17 protein-coding genes are annotated in these 18,381 nt (G+C 60.3%); 13 read left to right on the plus strand and 4 right to left on the minus strand.

Going from position 1 to position 18,381, the window contains the following annotated elements; all coding sequences use genetic code 11:
* Positions 1 to 17: 17 nt before the first annotated feature.
* The 7 genes from ACA060_RS06875 (at position 18) to ACA060_RS06905 (ending at position 8,653) form a co-directional block, all read left to right on the plus strand.
* On the plus strand, positions 18 to 1,208 hold the full coding sequence (locus ACA060_RS06875; protein ID WP_497316242.1) for a pyridoxal phosphate-dependent aminotransferase: 1,191 nt from the start codon (positions 18 to 20) through the stop codon (positions 1,206 to 1,208).
* Entirely contained in the window at positions 1,201 to 2,616 is a 1,416-nt protein-coding gene (locus ACA060_RS06880) for an aldehyde dehydrogenase family protein (RefSeq protein ID WP_497316244.1), read from the plus strand. Before ACA060_RS06875 ends, ACA060_RS06880 begins: the two co-directional genes overlap by 8 nt.
* A 105-nt stretch (positions 2,617 to 2,721) precedes the next feature.
* On the plus strand, positions 2,722 to 4,323 hold the full coding sequence (locus ACA060_RS06885; RefSeq protein WP_497316245.1) for an ABC transporter substrate-binding protein: 1,602 nt from the start codon (positions 2,722 to 2,724) through the stop codon (positions 4,321 to 4,323).
* Between the two features lie 167 nt (positions 4,324 to 4,490).
* Complete coding sequence (locus ACA060_RS06890; protein ID WP_497316247.1) at positions 4,491 to 5,450, plus strand: ABC transporter permease; 960 nt, start codon at positions 4,491 to 4,493, stop codon at positions 5,448 to 5,450.
* A gap of 3 nt (positions 5,451 to 5,453) precedes the next feature.
* Positions 5,454 to 6,281, plus strand: coding sequence for an ABC transporter permease (locus ACA060_RS06895; RefSeq protein ID WP_497316249.1), 828 nt, complete (start codon positions 5,454 to 5,456; stop codon positions 6,279 to 6,281).
* A 2-nt stretch (positions 6,282 to 6,283) separates the two neighbouring features.
* Entirely contained in the window at positions 6,284 to 7,939 is a 1,656-nt protein-coding gene (locus ACA060_RS06900; RefSeq protein ID WP_497316251.1) for an ABC transporter ATP-binding protein, read from the plus strand.
* A 9-nt stretch (positions 7,940 to 7,948) separates the two neighbouring features.
* The gene (locus tag ACA060_RS06905; protein WP_109628432.1) at positions 7,949 to 8,653 is read left to right on the plus strand and encodes an NAD(P)H-dependent oxidoreductase; all 705 of its coding nucleotides are present in this window, start codon (positions 7,949 to 7,951) and stop codon (positions 8,651 to 8,653) included.
* A gap of 200 nt (positions 8,654 to 8,853) precedes the next feature.
* Here the strand turns inward: ACA060_RS06905 and ACA060_RS06910 are convergent, their stop codons facing one another.
* Complete coding sequence (locus ACA060_RS06910; protein ID WP_010462174.1) at positions 8,854 to 9,045, minus strand: YegP family protein; 192 nt, start codon at positions 9,043 to 9,045, stop codon at positions 8,854 to 8,856.
* A 276-nt stretch (positions 9,046 to 9,321) separates the two neighbouring features.
* On the opposite strand from ACA060_RS06910, the gene ACA060_RS06915 reads away from it, so the two are divergent.
* The 5 genes from ACA060_RS06915 to ACA060_RS06935 all read left to right on the plus strand — a co-directional run bounded on the left by ACA060_RS06915 (position 9,322) and on the right by ACA060_RS06935 (position 14,490).
* A complete protein-coding gene (locus tag ACA060_RS06915) occupies positions 9,322 to 10,290 on the plus strand; it encodes a glycosyltransferase family 2 protein (protein WP_497316254.1) in 969 nt (322 codons plus the stop codon).
* A gap of 2 nt (positions 10,291 to 10,292) precedes the next feature.
* Positions 10,293 to 11,003: a class I SAM-dependent methyltransferase gene (locus ACA060_RS06920; protein WP_497316256.1), complete on the plus strand. Its 711-nt coding sequence runs from the start codon at positions 10,293 to 10,295 to the stop codon at positions 11,001 to 11,003.
* Complete coding sequence (locus tag ACA060_RS06925) at positions 11,000 to 11,386, plus strand: GtrA family protein (RefSeq protein ID WP_497316258.1); 387 nt, start codon at positions 11,000 to 11,002, stop codon at positions 11,384 to 11,386. The genes ACA060_RS06920 and ACA060_RS06925 overlap by 4 nt, the downstream gene beginning before the upstream one ends.
* Complete coding sequence (locus ACA060_RS06930) at positions 11,383 to 13,497, plus strand: DUF6311 domain-containing protein (RefSeq protein WP_497316260.1); 2,115 nt, start codon at positions 11,383 to 11,385, stop codon at positions 13,495 to 13,497. The genes ACA060_RS06925 and ACA060_RS06930 overlap by 4 nt, the downstream gene beginning before the upstream one ends.
* Before the next feature lie 72 nt (positions 13,498 to 13,569).
* Complete coding sequence (locus ACA060_RS06935) at positions 13,570 to 14,490, plus strand: LysR substrate-binding domain-containing protein (protein ID WP_109628436.1); 921 nt, start codon at positions 13,570 to 13,572, stop codon at positions 14,488 to 14,490.
* A gap of 48 nt (positions 14,491 to 14,538) precedes the next feature.
* Here the strand turns inward: ACA060_RS06935 and ACA060_RS06940 are convergent, their stop codons facing one another.
* Positions 14,539 to 15,243 carry a ribonuclease T2 family protein gene (locus tag ACA060_RS06940; RefSeq protein ID WP_497316262.1) on the minus strand — a complete coding sequence of 235 codons (705 nt, stop codon included), beginning with the start codon at positions 15,241 to 15,243 and terminating at the stop codon, positions 14,539 to 14,541.
* 219 nt (positions 15,244 to 15,462) lie between these two features.
* On the opposite strand from ACA060_RS06940, the gene ACA060_RS06945 reads away from it, so the two are divergent.
* A complete protein-coding gene (locus ACA060_RS06945; RefSeq protein ID WP_497316264.1) occupies positions 15,463 to 15,828 on the plus strand; it encodes a 5-carboxymethyl-2-hydroxymuconate Delta-isomerase in 366 nt (121 codons plus the stop codon).
* Positions 15,829 to 15,831: 3 nt separating this feature from the next.
* Here the strand turns inward: ACA060_RS06945 and ACA060_RS06950 are convergent, their stop codons facing one another.
* Together ACA060_RS06950 and ACA060_RS06955 are read right to left on the minus strand one after the other, a co-directional pair.
* Positions 15,832 to 16,767: a LysR family transcriptional regulator gene (locus ACA060_RS06950; RefSeq protein WP_109628439.1), complete on the minus strand. Its 936-nt coding sequence runs from the start codon at positions 16,765 to 16,767 to the stop codon at positions 15,832 to 15,834.
* Positions 16,768 to 16,972: 205 nt separating this feature from the next.
* Positions 16,973 to 18,166: a cyanate transporter gene (locus ACA060_RS06955; protein ID WP_497316266.1), complete on the minus strand. Its 1,194-nt coding sequence runs from the start codon at positions 18,164 to 18,166 to the stop codon at positions 16,973 to 16,975.
* Between the last annotated feature and the right edge of the window lie 215 nt (positions 18,167 to 18,381).

Consider the following 18,381-nt stretch of genomic DNA (forward strand, 5'->3'; position numbering starts at 1 on the left):
TTTTAGGGAATGGGGACATGCGCTTTTCCGATCTGACTCAACGTATCGCTGGTGACGGCGCCGCCGCCTGGGACATTCATTACCGCGCACTGGCGCTGCAAGAGAAGGGTGAAGACATCCTGCTGCTGTCAGTCGGTGACCCGGATTTCGACACGCCGCTGCCGATTGTCCAGGCCGCCATCGACAGCCTATTGTCTGGCAACACTCACTACGCCGACGTGCGCGGTAAACGCGCGTTGCGTGAAAGCATCGCTAAACACTACGGAAAACGTAGCGGCCAGCAGGTCTCGGCGGATCAGGTCACCGTGCTCGCCGGGGCGCAATGCGCGTTGTTCTGCGTGGCTCAGTGCGTGCTGAATCCGGGTGATGAAGTAATCGTCGCCGAGCCGATGTACGTGACCTATGATGCGGTGTTCGGTGCCTGTGGCGCGGTGGTGATTCCGGTGCCGGTGCGGTCTGAAAACGGTTTTCGGGTGTTGCCCGAAGACGTCGCCGCCCGCATCACGCCGCGCACTCGGGCGCTGGCGCTGAACAGTCCACACAACCCGTCGGGTGCCAGTTTGTCGCGCAGCACCTGGCAGGCGCTTGCCGATTTGTGCATCGCCCACGACCTCTGGCTGATTTCCGATGAGGTCTACAGCGAGTTGCTGTTCGACGGCGAACACATCAGCCCGGCGAGTTTGCCGGGCATGGCCGAGCGCACCGCGACGCTCAACAGCCTGTCGAAATCCCACGCCATGACCGGCTGGCGCATCGGCTGGTCGATCGCGCCACCGGCGCTGGCCGCGCACCTGGAAAACCTAGCGCTGTGCATGCTCTACGGGTTGCCGGATTTCGTGCAGGACGCCGCCGTCGTCGCGCTGGAAAGCAACCTGCCGGAACTGGAAGCAATGCGCGAAGCCTATCGCCAGCGTCGGGATCTGGTCTGCGAATGCCTGGCCGACTGCCCCGGCGTGCGTGCCTTGAAACCCGATGGCGGGATGTTCGTGATGGTCGATATCCGCGACACCGGGCTCAGCGCCCAGGCGTTTGCCGACCGCTTGCTCGACCGTCATGGCGTGTCGGTGCTGGCCGGTGAAGCCTTCGGCCCGAGCGCTGCCGGGCACATTCGTCTGGGGTTGGTGCTGGGCGCAGAACCGTTGCGTGACGCCTGTCAGCGAATCACCCGTTGCGCCACTGAACTGATGGAAGGCCCAGTCTATGCATAACCACAAGACGCTGTTTATCGATGGTCGCTGGCAGACCCCGTCGGGGCAGGGCATCGCCGAAGTCATCAACCCGGCCACTGAAGAAGTCGCAGGTTCGGTACCGCTGGGCGATGAGCGCGATGTCGACAACGCGGTGGCCGCGGCGCGTCGGGCGTTCAGTCCTTGGTCGCGGACGCCTTCAAGCGTCCGCGCCGGATACATCCGCGCGCTCGCCGAGCAGTTGCGCGTGCGGGCCGACGAGATGGCCGCGGTCATCACCACTGAGTTGGGGATGCCGGTGCAATGGTGCCGTTCGGTGCAGGTCGACGGGCCGATCATCGGCCTGGAGCAATATGTGGAACTCGCCGGCCTGATGGATGAAGTGCGCGAGGTCGGCAATTCGCTGGTGATTCGCGAAGCAGTCGGTGTGTGCGCCTTCATCAACCCGTGGAACTACCCGCTGCATCAACTGATCGGCAAGCTCGCACCGGCGCTGGCCGCCGGTTGCACCGTGGTGGTCAAGCCGAGCCAGGAAACCCCGTTGCACGCGTTTTTGCTGGCGCAGATGATCGAAGCGATCGGCTTGCCAGCCGGGGTCTTCAACCTGGTCAGCGGTCCGGGTTCGAAGGTTGGCGAAGCGCTGGCCAAACACCCGGACGTGGACATGGTCTCGTTCACCGGATCCACCGGCGCCGGGGTGCGCGTGGCGCAAGCGGCGGCGCCTTCGGTGAAGCGCGTGTGCCTGGAACTGGGCGGCAAGTCGCCGCTGTTGATTGCCGAGGATGCCGATCTGGCTGCCGCTGTGCGCTACGGCGTGCAGGACGTGATGATCAATTCCGGGCAGACCTGCACCGCGTTGACCCGCATGTTGCTGCCCGCCAGCCGTTACACCGAAGCGGTGGAACTGGCCATCGCCGAAACCCAAAGCCTGCGCATGGGTGATCCGCTGGACCCGCAGAGTTTCCTCGGGCCGATGTGTTCGGCAGCGCAGCGTCGCACTGTGCATGACTACATTCAGATTGGTCAGCAGGACGGCGCGCGGCTGGTGTATGGCGGCGATGCAACGCACGCATTCGAGCGCGGTTACTACGTCAGTCCGACGCTGTTCGCCGATGTCGACAACCGCATGCGCATCGCCCAGGAAGAAATCTTCGGGCCGGTGCTGTGCCTGATTCCTTACGCCGATGAAGCGCAAGGGATTCAGATCGCCAACGATTCGCCGTTCGGTCTGTCCAGCGGTGTCTGGGCCGGCAGCACCGAGCGTGCCTTGCAACTGGGCCGTCAACTGCGGGCGGGCCAGTGTTTCCTCAATGGCGCCGCGTTCAATTATCAGGCGCCGTTCGGTGGCTACAAACAGTCGGGCAATGGCCGTGAATGGGGAGAAGAAGGGCTCAACGAGTTTGTCGAAGTGAAGGCGATCCAGGTGTGACCGTTGACGATTCAAACGATCTGCGCACCGGGCCCTGGCCCGGTGCCTTGCGTGGCTTCAAACCGGTAATTCATTACTAACTTGCTTGTGATCAGGGGCAATGCAATGAGCGATAACAAAAACAACATTACTCAAGCGAACCATGAATTCAGTTTTCCTCGTCGGGACTTCCTCAAATACAGCGCCGCGGCGGCCGCCGTCGCCGGGGCGTTTTCCATGGGCTTGCCGATGGGCGCCTATGCCCAGGAAGCCACGCCCAAACCGGGCGGCGTGTTGCGCCTCGGCCTGGCGGGTGGCAGCACCACCGACTCCAAAGACCCCGGCTCCTGGAGCGACACCTTCACCTTCGTCGGCTTCTCGGCGGTCTATAACACCCTGACCGAAATCGCCGTGGACGGCACCGCCATACCGGAACTGGCCGAGAGCTGGACTTCGACGCCAGACGCGCGCATCTGGACTTTCAAGTTGCGTCAGGGCGTGACCTTCCACAACGGCAAGACCCTGACGGCGGAAGACGTCGTCGCGTCGATCCAGCATCACCTCGGCGAGAAATCCACGTCAGCGGCGAAAACCGTGTTGGGCGACGTCGCCAAGGTCAGCGCCCAAGGCACTGACAGCGTGGTGTTCGAACTGAAGTCGGGCAACGCCGATTTCGCCTATGTGGTCGCCGATTACCATCTGGTGATCATGCCGGCCAAGGACGGTGTGCCGGACTGGCAGGCCGGCATCGGCACCGGCGGCTATCGCCTCAAGGACTTCGAACCGGGTGTGCGCATGGCCCTGGAACGCAGCCCCGATTACTGGAAAGCGGGCCGGGCGCACTTCGCCAGCGCCGAGCTGATTGCGATTTCCGATGGCGCGGCGCGAATCAACGCGCTGGTCACCGGGCAGGTCGATGCGATCAACAAGGTCGACTTGAAAACCGTTGCCTTGCTCAAGCGCAATCCGAACCTGGTGATCGAAGAAACTAAAGGCGCGCAGCACTACACCTTCCCGATGTTGTGCGACAGCCAGCAGTTCCAGGACAGCAACATCCGCCTGGCGATGAAACACGCGATCAATCGCGAAACGCTGTTGGCTTCGGTGTTGTATGGCTATGGACTGGTGGGCAACGACCACCCCATCCAGCCTGGCAGCCGCTTTATCAACACGGCGCTGGAGCAACGCGCTTACGACCCGGACAAGGCGCGTTTCTACCTGCGTCAGGCCGGTGTCGACTCGCTCAAGGTTCGTCTGCAAGCGTCTGACGCGGCGTACAGCGGCGCGGTGGATGCCTCGGTGTTGTTCAAGGAGCAGGCGCGTCAGGCCGGGATCGATATCGACGTGGTTCGTGAGCCGGCGGATGGCTTCTTCTCCAATGTCTGGATGAAGCAACCGTTCACCACGTCCTTTTGGTACAGCAGCCTGACCGCCGACCGGATGTTCAGCATCGGCTACGCCAAGGGCGCCGCGTGGAATGAAACCCATTGGGACAACCCGCGCTTCAACCAACTGCTGAACGCCGCCCGCGGCGAGATGAACGACCCGTTGCGCCGCGAGATGTACAACGAAATGCAGGCGCTGTGCCGGGACGATGGCGGGGCGATTGTGCCGTTGTTTGCCAGTTCGGTGGCGGCGCGCTCGAACCGCGTCGTGCACGGCGGCCAGACCGCGCCTTACGGCGAGCTGGATGGGTTGCGCGTCATCGAGCGCTGGTGGCAGGCGTAAGGGAATCTTCAAACCAGTGAAGATCCAGTGTGGGAGCGAGCCTGCTCGCGATGGCGGTGAGACATTCAACATCGATGTTGGATGTGCCGGCCTCATCGCGAGCAGGCTCGCTCCCACAGTGGAAGTTCGCAGTTTTTGCAAGCGTGCCCATTTCAAGGACCTGCATGATGAATAGTATTTTCAAGCTGTTGGCGCAGCGTTTGGCATTGGGGTTGTTATCGCTCTTTGCGGTATCAGTCATCATTTTTCTCGCCGTCGGCATGCTCCCGGGCGATATCGCCCAGGCCATGCTCGGCCAATCCGCCACCCCGGAAACCGTCGCGGCGTTCCGCACGCAATTGGGCCTGGACCTGCCACCGCTAACCCGCTTCGCTCACTGGATCGGGAACCTGCTGCAAGGGGATCTCGGGGTTTCGCTGGCCAACCAGCGGCCGATCGCCGACCTGGTCGCTACACGCCTGGGCAACACCTTCAGCCTGGCGGCGCTGGCGGCATTGGTGTCGGTGCCGCTCGCGTTGTTGCTGGGGATGCTCGCGGCGCTGTATCGCAACAGTTGGTTCGACCGCTTGCTCAATACCAGCGCCCTCAGCGCCGTATCGTTTCCAGAGTTCTTCGTCGCCTACCTCCTGATCCTGGTGTTCGCGGTGAAGCTCAACTGGTTCCCGAGCATTTCCAACCTGGCTCCGGACGCTTCGTTTGGCACCGTGCTGGAACGCTCGGTGCTGCCGGTCGCGACCCTGAGCCTGGTGGTTATCGCGCAGATGATGCGCATGACCCGCGCCTCGCTGATCAACTTGCTGGCCAGCCCGTACATCGAAATGGCCCGGCTCAAGGGCATCAGCCAGTCGCGCATCATCTTCCGCCACGCCTTGCCCAACGCCCTGGCGCCGATCGTCAACGTGGTGGCGCTGAACCTCGCCTACCTGGTGGTCGGCGTGGTGGTGGTCGAGGTGGTGTTCGTCTACCCGGGCCTCGGCCAATTGCTGGTGGACTCGGTGGCCAAGCGCGACATCCCGGTGGTCCAGGCCTGCAGCCTGATTTTCGCGGCGACCTACATCCTGCTCAACACCACGGCGGATGTGCTTTCCATCGCCAGCAACCCACGCCTGATGCATCCGAAGGGGTAGAACATGAGCTTGTTCAAACAATTGGTCCGGGCGCCGCTGAGTGCCCAGTTCGGACTGCTGGTGATCATTCTGTACATTTTCGTGGCGCTGTTCGCCCCGTTACTGGCGCCGTATGGCGAAACGCAAGTGGTCGGTGAGGGCTTTGCGCCGTGGAGTGGCCAGTTTCTGCTGGGAACCGATAACCTCGGGCGCGACATGTTCAGCCGCCTGGTCTACGGCGCGCGCAACACCTTGGGCATCGCGTTCCTGACCACGGTGCTGGCGTTCCTGCTCGGCGGCCTGAGCGGTTTGATCGCGGCGATCAAGGGCGGCTGGGTCGATCAGGTCTTGTCGCGGGTCGTCGATATCCTGATGGCGATTCCGCAGCTGATTTTCGCCTTGCTGATCCTCAGCGTGGTCGGCACCACCGCGACGTCGCTGGTGCTCGTCATCGCGCTGCTGGACGCAACCCGAGTGTTTCGTCTTTCGCGGGCCGTGGCGATGAACGTGGTGGTGCAAGACTTCGTCGAAGCCGCACGCCTGCGCGGAGAAGGCCTGTGGTGGCTGGTCACCCGCGAAGTGTTGCCCAACGCTGCCGCGCCGCTGATTGCCGAATTCGGCCTGCGCTTCTGTTTCGTGTTTTTGTTCATCAGCGCGCTGTCGTTTCTTGGCCTGGGCATTCAACCGCCCACCGCCGATTGGGGCAGCATGGTCCGCGACAACGCGGTGCTGATTACTTTCGGCGACGTCAGCCCCTTGCTGCCCGCCCTGGCGGTGGCGTTGATCACGGTCAGCGTCAACTTCGTCGTCGACTGGATGCTGCATAAATCCAGCGGCCTCAAGGAGTGCTGAACATGACCGCGATCACAAACGAAAAGCCGCTGCTGGACATCCGCGACCTGCACATCGAAGGTCATTACGAAGACGCCTGGCACCCGCTGATCAAAGGCATTGATCTGACCCTGCAACGCGGGGAAGTGCTGGGGCTGATCGGCGAATCGGGGGCCGGCAAGTCGACCCTCGGCCTCGCCGCCATGGGCTACACCCGCGACGGCTGCCGGATCACCGGCGGCTCGGTGCAGTTCGACGGCATCGACCTGCTGCACGCCAAACCCGAAGCGCTGCGCAAACTGCGTGGCCTGCGAATCGCCTACGTGGCACAAAGTGCTGCGGCGTCGTTCAATCCGGCCCATCGCCTGATTGATCAGCACGTAGAAACGGCGGTGAAAAACGGTGGCATGAGCCGCGCCCAGGCGATGACGGAAGCGGTGGAGCTGTATCGGGTGCTGCGTTTGCCGAACCCGGAACAGATCGGCCAGCGCTATCCGCATCAGGTGTCCGGCGGGCAGTTGCAACGGGTCATGACCGCGATGGCCATGGCGTGCCATCCGGACCTCATCATCTTCGACGAACCGACCACCGCCCTCGACGTCACCACGCAGATTGAAGTGCTGGCCGCCATTCGCGATGCAGTAGCGACGTACGGCAGCGCCGCGATCTACATCAGTCACGACCTGGCGGTGGTCGCGCAAATGGCCGACCGGATCATGGTGCTGCGCCACGGCAAACTGGTGGAGGAGGCCGAAACCCGCCAGATGCTTGGCGATCCGCAAGAGGATTACACCAAGTCCCTGTGGGCGGTGCGCAGCTTTCGCACCGAGCCCAAGCCGTGCCCGCAGCAGGAAAAACCGCTGCTGGAATTACGCAAAAGCTGCGCCAGTTACGGTCATCAACCGGTGCTGCACGATGTCTCGCTGAAGCTGTATCGCGGCCAGACCCTGGCGGTGATCGGGGAGTCCGGCAGCGGCAAAAGTTCGACCGCGCGCTTGATCACCGGCCTGCTGCCGCCGACGTCGGGTCAGGTGCTGTATGACGGCGAGGCGCTGCCGGCGGACTTTCGTCGGCGCAGCAAGGAGCAACTGCGGCGCATCCAGATGATCTACCAGATCCCGGATACAGCACTGAACCCGCGTCAGCGCATCGTCGACATCATTGGTCGGCCGCTGACGTTTTATCTGGGGCTCAAGGGCAAGGCGATGTGCGCGCGGGTGGCCGAGTTGCTGGAAATGATCGAGCTTGATCCGGCGACCTTCATGGAGCGCCAACCCCGCGAACTGTCCGGTGGTCAGAAGCAACGCGTGTGCATCGCCCGGGCATTGGCGGCTGATCCGCAGTTGATCATTTGCGACGAAGTGACCTCGGCGCTGGATCAACTGGTGGCCGAAGGCGTGCTGAAACTGCTCAACCGGATTCAGCAGCAACTGGGCGTCGCTTATCTGTTCATCACCCACGATGTCGCCACCGTCCGGGCGATTGCCGATGAGGTGCTGGTGATGCAACGGGGCAGGGTGGTCGACCACGGTTCGCGCAGCGCCATTTTCACCCCGCCGCATCAGGATTACACCGGGCTGCTGTTTTCATCCGAACCGCAAATGGACCCCGACTGGCTCGACCGGTTGCTGGCCACGCGCGCGTTATCGTCCTCCGATTCAAAACCTGTAAACGTTTAGGGAATTGCCATGAAAGTTCTGATTGTCCACGCTCACCCGGAGCCGAAATCCTTTACCGCCGCCCTGCGTGACCAGGCGGTGGCGACACTCGAGGCCCAGGGGCATGAGGTCCAGGTCAGCGACCTGTATGCGATGAACTGGAACCCCGTGGCCAGCGCCGATGACTTTTCTTCGCGGGAGAACCCCGAATACCTGGTGTATGCGCTGGAACAACGATTGGGGGTGAAGAGCCAGTCGCTGGCGCCGGACATCCAGCAAGAACTCGACAAGCTGTTGTGGGCCGACTTGCTGATTCTGAACTTCCCGATTTTCTGGTTCTCGGCTCCGGCGATGCTCAAGGGCTGGATTGATCGGGTGCTGGTGTCGGGGATCTGCTACGGCGGCAAACGCTTTTACGACCAGGGCGGATTGAGCGGCAAAAAGGCGCTGGTGACGGTCACCTTGGGTGGCCGCGAGCATATGTTCGGTGACGGCGCGATCCACGGTCCGCTGGAGGATATGTTGCAGCCGATCCTGCGCGGCACGCTGGCTTATGTCGGGTTTGATGTGCTGGAACCCTTTGTGGCGTGGCATGTGCCGTACATCAGCGATGAAGCGCGCAAGGACTTCCTGCAGAGTTATCAGCAGCGGCTGGAGCATCTGAGTGATGATCAGCCGATGCAGTTTCCGCGGTTGTCGCAGTTTGATGAGGCGTTGTATCCGTTGCCTGGCTAAAAGGTGCTTTGGGGTGAACTCACTGGCCCATCGCGGGCAAGCCCGCTCCCACAGGGTTTTGTGTCGATCGCGATAATGTGACCGACACAAAACCTGTGGGAGCGGGCTTGCCCGCGATGGGGCCCGAAAGCCCAACCCAAAAAACGAAAACTGCCGAAGCTGTTCACAGCATCTGAACAGTTCCGGCAGTGGCCTCAGGTTTAGATCTCCTTCACCGGCGTTTCACCCTCAACCCCTTTGATCAACCCGATTGCGTGCAGGCAATCCGCCTTGTTCACATACGACTCGCCACTGGCGATCGTCTCGTGATTCCCCGCCCTCAAGCGCCAGCGCCATTGTCCTTTCCCGGTGCTCGGCGTGCCTTTGGATTGCCTGTAAATCTCGAAATACATACTGCTCGCTCCATGCGATGGGTAATTGCGACAACCTGTGTGACGCATCGGGGCAAGCCTAGCGGAGCTGGCTTTTTTGACCATAAGGCATTTGTTTCCAATAGTTTGAGGGCATTTCCTACAGGCAAATTGGCCTTGAGTGGATGGCCAAAATCCCCGCAGTTTCGCCCTTGCATCACCTCCCTCGGTCCTGCTTAATACGACACGGCTCATGGCGTCGGGCAGCTGTCGGCGACCTCGGATTGTAGAAAAATCACTATAAAAAAGAGCAATCAATTGACTCATCAGCACGGAACGCAACTGAACGGGCATTTGCAGCTTTCGCTCGTGATCCCGGTGTTCAATGAAGCGGCGACCATCGATTTGTTCATCGCACGGATCACTGACGTCTTCAAGGAAGAGACGCTAGTTGGTCTGGAAATGGTCTTCGTCAACGACGGCAGCACCGACACCACGCTCGACCTGCTGCTGGAGCGTCAACAGACTGATTCGCGCCTGCGCATCGTCGACTTGAGCCGCAATTTCGGCAAGGAAGCGGCTCTCACCGCCGGTTTGCAGACCGCCACTGGCCAGGTGGTGGTGCCGATCGATGTCGATTTGCAGGACCCGCCCGAAGTCATTCTCGACATGATCGCCCTTTGGCGCGAAGGCTTTGAAGTGGTTCTGGGCCATCGTGTGAGCCGCAAGACCGACACCTGGGCCAAGCAGACCTCGGCCAACTGGTTCTACCGCCTGCACAACAAAATCGCCGAGCAACACCTGCCGGAAAACGTCGGCGATTTTCGCCTGATGGACCGTTGTGTGGTGGATGCCTTGCAGACGCTGCCCGAGTCCCGGCGCTTCATGAAAGGCCTGTTTGCCTGGGTCGGCTTTCGCACCACCCACGTGAACTACGAGCGCCTGGAACGGGTGGCAGGAGCGACCAAGTTCAACGGTTGGCGCTTGTGGAATTTCGCGCTGGAAGGCATCACCAGTTTCAGCACGGAACCGCTGCGCATCTGGACGTATCTGGGGCTGGTCGTCTCGCTGATCTCTTTCTCGTTCGCCATTTTTATCATCCTGCGCACCCTGATCTCCGGTGTCGATCTGCCGGGTTATGCCTCGCTGATGGTCGCCGTCACGTTTCTGGGCGGCCTGCAATTGATCGGCATCGGTGTGCTAGGTGAATACCTCGGCCGGACGTACATCGAGTCAAAACGCCGCCCGGTGTATCTGGTGCGCCGCGTCTATGACCCAAAGGACTGACCATGGATCTCAAGGAAACCGACATCCTCGGTTCGAGCATTGACCAACATTGGTATTACGCCTCCAAAGCTGCGGCCACGACGCGAATGCTGGGCCATACGCCGTTCAAAAAGATTCTCGATGTGGGCGCAGGCTCCGGGTTCTTTTCCCACCATTTGCTGACGCATTCAGCGGCCGGTGAAGCGTGGTGCGTCGACATCAGTTACGACGCCGATTCGGACGCCACCACCGCCGGTAAACCGGTGCATTACCGTCGCGACATCGACGCGGTGGACGCCGACCTGGTGCTGCTGATGGATGTGCTGGAACATGTCGATGACGATGTCGGGTTGCTCAAGGCCTACGTCGATAAAGTGCCCTCCGGCAGCCGTTTCCTGATGACGGTGCCGGCGTTCCGGTTTCTCTGGAGCGGGCACGATGAGTTCCTTGAACACAAGCGCCGCTATACCTTGCCGCAGCTGGAGACGGTGGCTCGGGAGGCCGGTTTGACCGTGAAGCAGGGCGCTTACTACTTCGGCCTCGTGTTCCCGATTGCCGCCACCCTGCGCTTGCTGCCCAAAGGGGCACAACAGTCGCCACCGCGCTCGCAACTCAAGCAGCACCATCCGCTGGTGAATACGATCTTGAAGTCGCTGTGCAGTGTTGAACTGCCGTTCATGGGCGCGAATCGTCTGGCCGGGCTGACGGTGTTTGTCCTGGCGCAGAAGCCGTGACGGCAGCCGAAAAATCCGCCTTGATCCAGCGTGGCCTGCGCTTTGCCGTGACCGGGTTGTTCGTCACAGCCCTGCATGCGCTGGTGGCTGTGTTGTTCATCCACTATGTGCTGCCTTCGCCACCCTTGGCCAATGGCGCGGCGTTCGCCGTGGCGACCATCGTGTCTTACCTGATCAATACCACCTGGAGCTTTTCCGCCCGATTGCACGGCCGGACGCTGCTGCGCTTCATGATGGTGTCCGTTGCCGGTTTTCTGCTGGCGATGCTGGTGGCCTGGGCCGCGCAAATGGCCGGGCTGCATTATTTGTTTGGAATCTGTGCTGTGGCACTGACCCTTCCGGCCTTCACCTTTGTATTGCATAACTTTTGGACGTATCGATGACGGAATCAGCTAAACGCCTGGCGATCACCCTTTTGCCCCTGTTGATCGGTGTCATGGCCTTTTTCCTCATCATCGGGCCAAGGGCGCTCAACCCGCAGAACATTGCGTGGCTGGGGAACGGCGACCCGGCGACGCATTACCTGGGATGGGTGTTTTTCCGGCAGTCGCCGTGGACATTTCCGATAGGGCTCAATCCTTCCTATGGAATGGAATTGGGCAATGGCATCATTTTTTCTGATTCCAATCCGCTGCTGGCTTTCCTGTTCAAGCCCTTCGCTGCACTGTTGCCGACGCCATTTCAGTATTTCGGTATCTGGTTCCTGACCTGCTTCGTCCTGCAGGCGTGGTTCGCCTGGAAAGTGGTGGGGCTGATGTCCTCGCATGTGGGTGTACGTGCGGTGAGTACGGCGTTGTTTCTCTTTGTGCCGCCGATGCTCATGCGCATGCCCTTCCATTTGTCACTGGGTGGGCATTTCCTGGTGCTGGCCTCGTTTTACCTGGGCCTGCATCCGCACCTGCGCCATCGACGCCTGGCCTGGGGCGCGTTGCTGGCGGCGGCCGCGCTGGTCCATGCATACTTTCTGGCGATGGTTGCATTGATCTGGATCGCCGATCTGGCTGCGGGGTATTTCAAGAAGAAACTGACGCTACGGTCTGCGTTGATCGAGTTCATCGCGCTGTTTTCGTTGGTCAGCTTTTGCTGTTGGCAGGCCGGGTATTTTTCGGTGAGCGCCGAAGGTGCGATCTCCGGCGGTTTCGGCATCTACGGCATGAACCTGCTGTCACTGTTCGATTCGGGGAATTGGTCTTATCTACTGAAGGATCTGCCCGGTGTTCAAGGGTTCGGTGACGGGGAAGGGTTTGTCTTTCTGGGCCTCGGGCTGATCACGCTGGGCATTTGCGCCGTGGTCGGTTTGCTTCAAGGCACGACAGGTTTCGGGCACCACGTGCGGCGCCGACCTTTTTTGCTGTTGGCGCTGGCAGGGCTGACGGTGTTCGCGATTTCAAACCATGTGGCGCTGGGCTTGCTGGAGTTCACCTATCCGCTGCCGCCGGTGGTGATTTCCATCGCCAACATCTTCCGCGCCTCGGGGCGCATGTTCTGGCCTGTGTACTACGCAATTATCATTGCCATCATTTTCCTGGTCATTCGCGCCAATACGCCGCGCACAGCCTTGAGCCTGTTATCGCTGGCGCTGCTGATACAGATTCTGGACACTCATGCCGGCTGGGTCGGGGTTCGCAAGCAATTGATGATGGAACCGGCGTCGAAATGGGCGTCGCCCATGGTCGATCCGTTCTGGGAAAGCGCGGCGGCCCATTACAAGAACATTCGCTGGATAGTCCCGCAGAATCTGTCCCCGCAGTGGATGTCCGTGGCGGCTTTCGCAGGTGCCCATGGTTTGCCGACGAATGCCGTTTACCTAGGGCGGATGGACACGGCCAATTGGATAAAGGCCGAGCAGGATACGGCTCGTGAAATGGCGTCGGGCAAGTACGACGCCGACTCGTTGTACCTGCTTGATGAGCGTGCGTTGATCCAGTCGGTGAGAAACATCAATACCCCAACAGATCTCTTCGCCCGGATTGACGGGTTCACGGTCCTGGCTCCAGGCTGGAAACAGTGCAGCACTTGCTTGCAGGCGACTTCTCAAATCAATCCGCTGGACCTGGTGCCGTCCCTCGAACCCGGACAAAAAACCTTGTTCACTTACGGCAACAAGGGCGGGGCGCTGCTGGCCAAGGGCTGGTCCGAGACTGAACCCTGGGGGGTCTGGTCCAAAGGGCCCGACGCTGAAGTCATGTTCCGGACCCCGGCGCCTGTGCATTCCTTGCGTCTGGAGACCACGGCGTTTCTGCCGCCTGGCCATGCGCGGCAGCGGGTTGTCATCAGCATCAACGGCCTGCCGGCAACGAATACCGAGCTTGAGCAGGCCGATGGCAACGTGATCGATGTTCCCCTCACCACCGAGATGCAGCAACGGGTGTCGAGTCAGGGTGTCGTGAGGTTGCAACTGCAGTTTGCCGACGCCGTCAGCCCGAAACAGTTTGGGCTCGGCCCGGACGTTCGCCAACTCGCGCTAGGGTTGAAGGCCTTGACGGTCAATTGAAGGCCGACGCCCGTAGACGCCCCCGTCGTGCCTTTCTAAACTGCCTGCAGTGTTGGGGAACGGGGGCAAGGAATGAATCGCAACGAACTGCGCAAGGCTGACATCAACCTGATGGTGGTGTTCGAGACGTTGATGCTTGAGCGCAACGTCACGCGTGTGGCGGAGAAGCTGTTTCTCGGCCAGCCGACCATCAGTGCCGCGCTCAACCGCCTGCGGACGATGTTCAACGATCCGCTGTTCATTCGCGTCGGTCATCGCATGGAGCCGACGGCGCGGGCCGAGGAAATCATCCTGCACCTGTCGCCAGCGTTGGATTCGTTGTCGGTGGCCTTGAGCCTGACCCACGATTTCGACCCGGCCAGCAGCACCATGACCTTTCGCATCGGGCTGTCGGATGACGTCGAGTTCGGCCTGCTGCCGCCGCTGCTGCGGGCCTTGCGTCAGGAAGCGCCGAAGGTGGTGTTCGTGGTGCAACATGTCGATTACTGGCGCATTCCCGACTTGCTGGCCTCCGGCGATATCACCGTCGGCATCAGCCAGACCCGCGGTCTGCCGGCCAATGCCAAACGCAAATTGCTGCGGCACATCCAGCCGAGCATTTTGCGCGCCGACGCTTCGGACACCCCGCTGACCCTCGACGAATATTGCGCCCGGCCCCACGTGCTGGTGTCGCACACCGCCAACGTCAGTGGCTACGCCGATGAATGGCTGGCGGAGATCGGACGTACCCGCCAGGTCGTGCTGTCGGTGCCGCAATACAGTTCGCTGCCGGCCTTGCTCGCCGGCACCGACCTGATCGCCAGCCTGCCGGATTACGCGGCCGAGGCGATGGCCGCCTCAGGGCAACTGTTCAAGGAAGACTTTCCGTTCAAGACCCCGACGCTGGACTTGTCCATGGTCTGGCTCAGTCATGTCGATACCGATCCGGCCGAACGCTGGTTGCGCGCGCGGCTTGAGGCGTTCATGAGCGAGCGCCTTGAGTCAGCGATCTGAAATCTGCCAGGCAGGGGCGCTGACTCCTTCGGACTGAGCGCCAAGTGATCAAGCCTTCGGAATATGGATTTCCCGTGACTGGCACTTTTCCCCGATTTGCAGCTTTTGATCCTCGGTGTAAGGCTGCCCCTGCCGATCAATCAGAAAGAACACTTCGAATAGATGCTGTTTGCCGCCCTGGCTGGCGCAACGAAATGAGGTGTTGCTCGGAAACAGCGCTTTTAATTGGTTCAGGTCCAGGGATTCTCCCTGAAACGTGTTGAAGTCCGAGTTGTATTTGACCGCGCTACGCAACTTCACAAAGTCCTCGAAATACCGGGTTTTGCTGGTGCCATAGCAAGTGCCATGTTTCTTCCATTCGTGTTTCATCAGGTATTCGGGCGATTCGGTGACAATTTCAGAAAAGCCGTCATTGGCCTGTGCCAGTTTCTGGTCTGTGTCGGACAGTTCGCAAGCTGCCTGCGTCTGACCACAACCCGCTGACTGGATACAGGAAGACGGGTGTCGATTGGCTGATTGGGCAGTGCTGTTGAAATAAGCCCAGATACCGTGGGTGTAGAAGACGTTTTTCGGCTTGTCGCAACCCGCAATGGTGGGTTTCAACAGGCAAAACGTTGGCTGCCAGGTGACGGCGTAGACGAGGTAGTCGAAGTGTGCGCTAGGTGCTCCCTCCCAGCTTTCTTCACCTGGGTCCAGGGCGTGAGCGCAGAGCGAAAAAACAGACAGGGCCATTGAGGCGTAAAGACGGTTCATGGTGTTCGATCCTTGAATCAGTTTATTTTCGGGTTACCTCCTCACTGCTTGAGAGGACGCTTGCAGGTTCAGCGTCATGATCAATTAACGGCGCACTTCTAATTTCAGACCTGATCTGGAAACACTAGTACAGTACGGGGCATTGTGAGATCCAAGTAGATGTACGGCCAACGCCAATATCCTTGTTTGAGTACTGCCATTTTAATCAGGAGCCAAACCATGCCCCACCTGCACATGGAATACACCGCCAACCTGCCCGGGCTGAACGCCGACGTGGCGTTGATTCGGCTCAATAATGCCTTGGTGGCTTCTGGTCAGTTTGCTGCGGAGTTCGATATCAAGAGCCGTGCAGTGAAGGTCGAGACGTTCAAGGTCGGCACGGCGATGGCAGAACGGGCGTTTGTGCATGTGAAACTGGCGCTGCTGAGCGGCCGCTCGCCGCAGATCAAAAAACAGTTGTCCGAGAATCTGCTGGCCGTGTTGCAGGAGCTGTGTGAATGGCCGACGGGGGTTGAAGTCCAATTGTGCGTGGAGATCCTCGATATCGATCGAGAGTCCTACACCAAGACTGCCATCGGCCACTGAGTTTCAGGCCATTTCCTGCTCTGCGCAGGCCTTGATCACCTGCTCGCGCAGCCAAGTGTTGGCACTGTCCTGATCGACGCTTTGACTCCACTGCATGTCCAGGGTGAAACCCGGCAAGCCGTTGGGCGCTTCGCAGTGATTGAAGATCGCCTCGTTGGCCAGCAATTGCTGGACGCGGCGAGGCAACGTCAGGATGAAGTCGGTGCCGGTGATCATTTTCAGCGCCGCGCTGTAGCTGTTGGAACGCGCGATAATCTGCCGTTTGTGCGCCTGTCGCGCGAGCCAGCCATCGACCATGTTGGTGGTGGATGTCCACGGCGTCGGAAACACATGCCTGCGTTCGACAAACGCCTTCAGGCTTAAACGTGGCTCTAGTGGCGTGGCGCGTTTGTCGAAGACGCAGACCAGATCATCTTCCAGCAACATCCGGGATTTGAAGTCGCTGTGGCTGCGATGAAGATGCGGGCCGAAACAAATCACCAGGTCGAGGCTGCCATCGCGCAGATCTTCGGCGGGAATGTCGGTTTCGAACTTGTGCATGTTCACCATCACTGGCAGGTCGGCGAAATCGAAACTTTTCAACAGGCGCGGCAGGATCAACTGCTCGAAGTATTCCGGTGCACAGATATTGAACGTCACCGGTTGTCGAGTGGGGTCGAACGTCTGGGCGCCGGCGTGGCAGAGGTTGATGCTTTCGAGGATCTTCAGCACATGGGTGTACATGGTGCTGGCTTTGTACGTGGGGCGCATTCCCGTGCGGGTATTGATGAACAACTCATCTTCGAAACTGGTGCGCAGTTTCTTCAGGCAGTAACTCACGGTGGACTGGCTGACGCAGAGCGCCTCCGACACTCCGGTGACGCTGCTTTGCTCATACACGGCGGCAAACACCATGAGGTCCTGCATATCGAGCTTTCTAAGCAAGTTACTGTTCAGCATCCGTTCTGTCTCGCTGTGCTCCTTGCGCTGACTGTGCGCAAACGTGTGCGAACGATCCTAACGGAACGATGGTGCCAGGAGAATGCCCTGTAGGATGTTTCATGGTCGGTTGTGGGACAGAAAATGTTCCGAACACGACTTATGAATTTAATCCCACAAAACATGGCCAGAGGCCTTTACTCCTGAACGCTGATAAACAGGGTGCTCAGGCGGCTGTAGGAAATTGCCGGGCGTAATGCCGCGGATTGAGGCGCAGGGCCATCAGGATCATCAGCGCCATGACACCGGTCAGGCACCACCAGGCCCATTCGAAACTGCCCAGTTGATCGCGCACCATCCCGGCCATCAGCGGCGACAGGCCCGCTATCAGGTAGCCGATGCCCTGGACGAAGGCTGTCAGCCCGCCGGCGCGTTGCGGGTTGTCGAGGTGATCCAGCGACACAATCAGGCTCATCGGGAACAGGCCGCCGATGCCCAATCCCAGCAGGCACGGCCACAGCAGGCTGAAGTGTTGCGGGCTGAGGATCAGCCCGCAGAAACCGGCCATGATCAGCGCCAGCAACACCACCAGTACCAGGCGCCGGTCACGGCTGCGGTTGGCGATGACGGGGCTCACCAGCCCGGACACCACTTCCATGGCCGTCAAGAAGCCCAGCAGCAAACCGGCATTTTGTTCGCTCCAGCCTTTTTCCACGTAGTACGGCGCCAGCCAGGCCAGTACACAGGTGTAGGACGCAGTGCCCAGACCGAAGAAGATGGCGAGTAACCAGGCGCGTGAATTTGTGAAGAACGATGTGTTGCGGGGTGCTGCTGCCGTTGGCGTCGATGTTCCCGCACGCCCGACGCTCCAGAACAGCAACGCCACCAGGGCCAACGCGGCCCAGATCGCCAACCCAACGCGCCAGCTACCGGTGCGGTTCATCACTAAAGGTGAAAACGATGCGGCAATCGCCGCACCGCCCATGATCGACGTCACATAGAGCCCCATGCACACCGCAACGTTGTCGCTGAAGCGGGATTTGATCAGCGCCGGCATCAATGCCTGTATCAGGGCAATACCGACGCCGGCCAGCATGGCGCTGAGGATCAGTTCGGCTGCCGAGTCCACAAACAGCCGCGACACCGTGGCCAGGCCAATGATCACGAGCGAGATCACCACGGTGCGCTGTTCACCCAGGCGCTGGCTGACGCTCAAGCCAAAGAACATCGCCAGCCCCATGGCCATGACCGGCAGCATGGTCAGCAGCGAAGCCAGGCTGAAACTCAACGGGACGTCACCACGAATGGCCGACAGCAAGGGCCCGACGGCCGCCATCGACGGGCGCAGGTTCAGGGCGACGAGGAGGATGCTGACCATCAGCCAGAGGGCAGGGCGGGAGGTTGCGCGGACGTTTTCCATCAATCGGACCTTCAATAATCAGGAGCCGATTAGGCGCGCGAGGACGGGAGGCCGCAAATCAGATAGTCCACAGGGGTATTTAAAAACTAAATACCTCTGTCGCACCACAATCCTCTGTGGGAGCGGGCTTGTGTGGTGAGGGGATTTATCCCCGTTGGGCTGCGAAGCGGCCCCGAATCGAACACTGCGGTGTATCAGATACACCGCAAGCAATG

The sequence above is a fragment of the Pseudomonas sp. LBUM1671 genome (assembly GCF_059695685.1).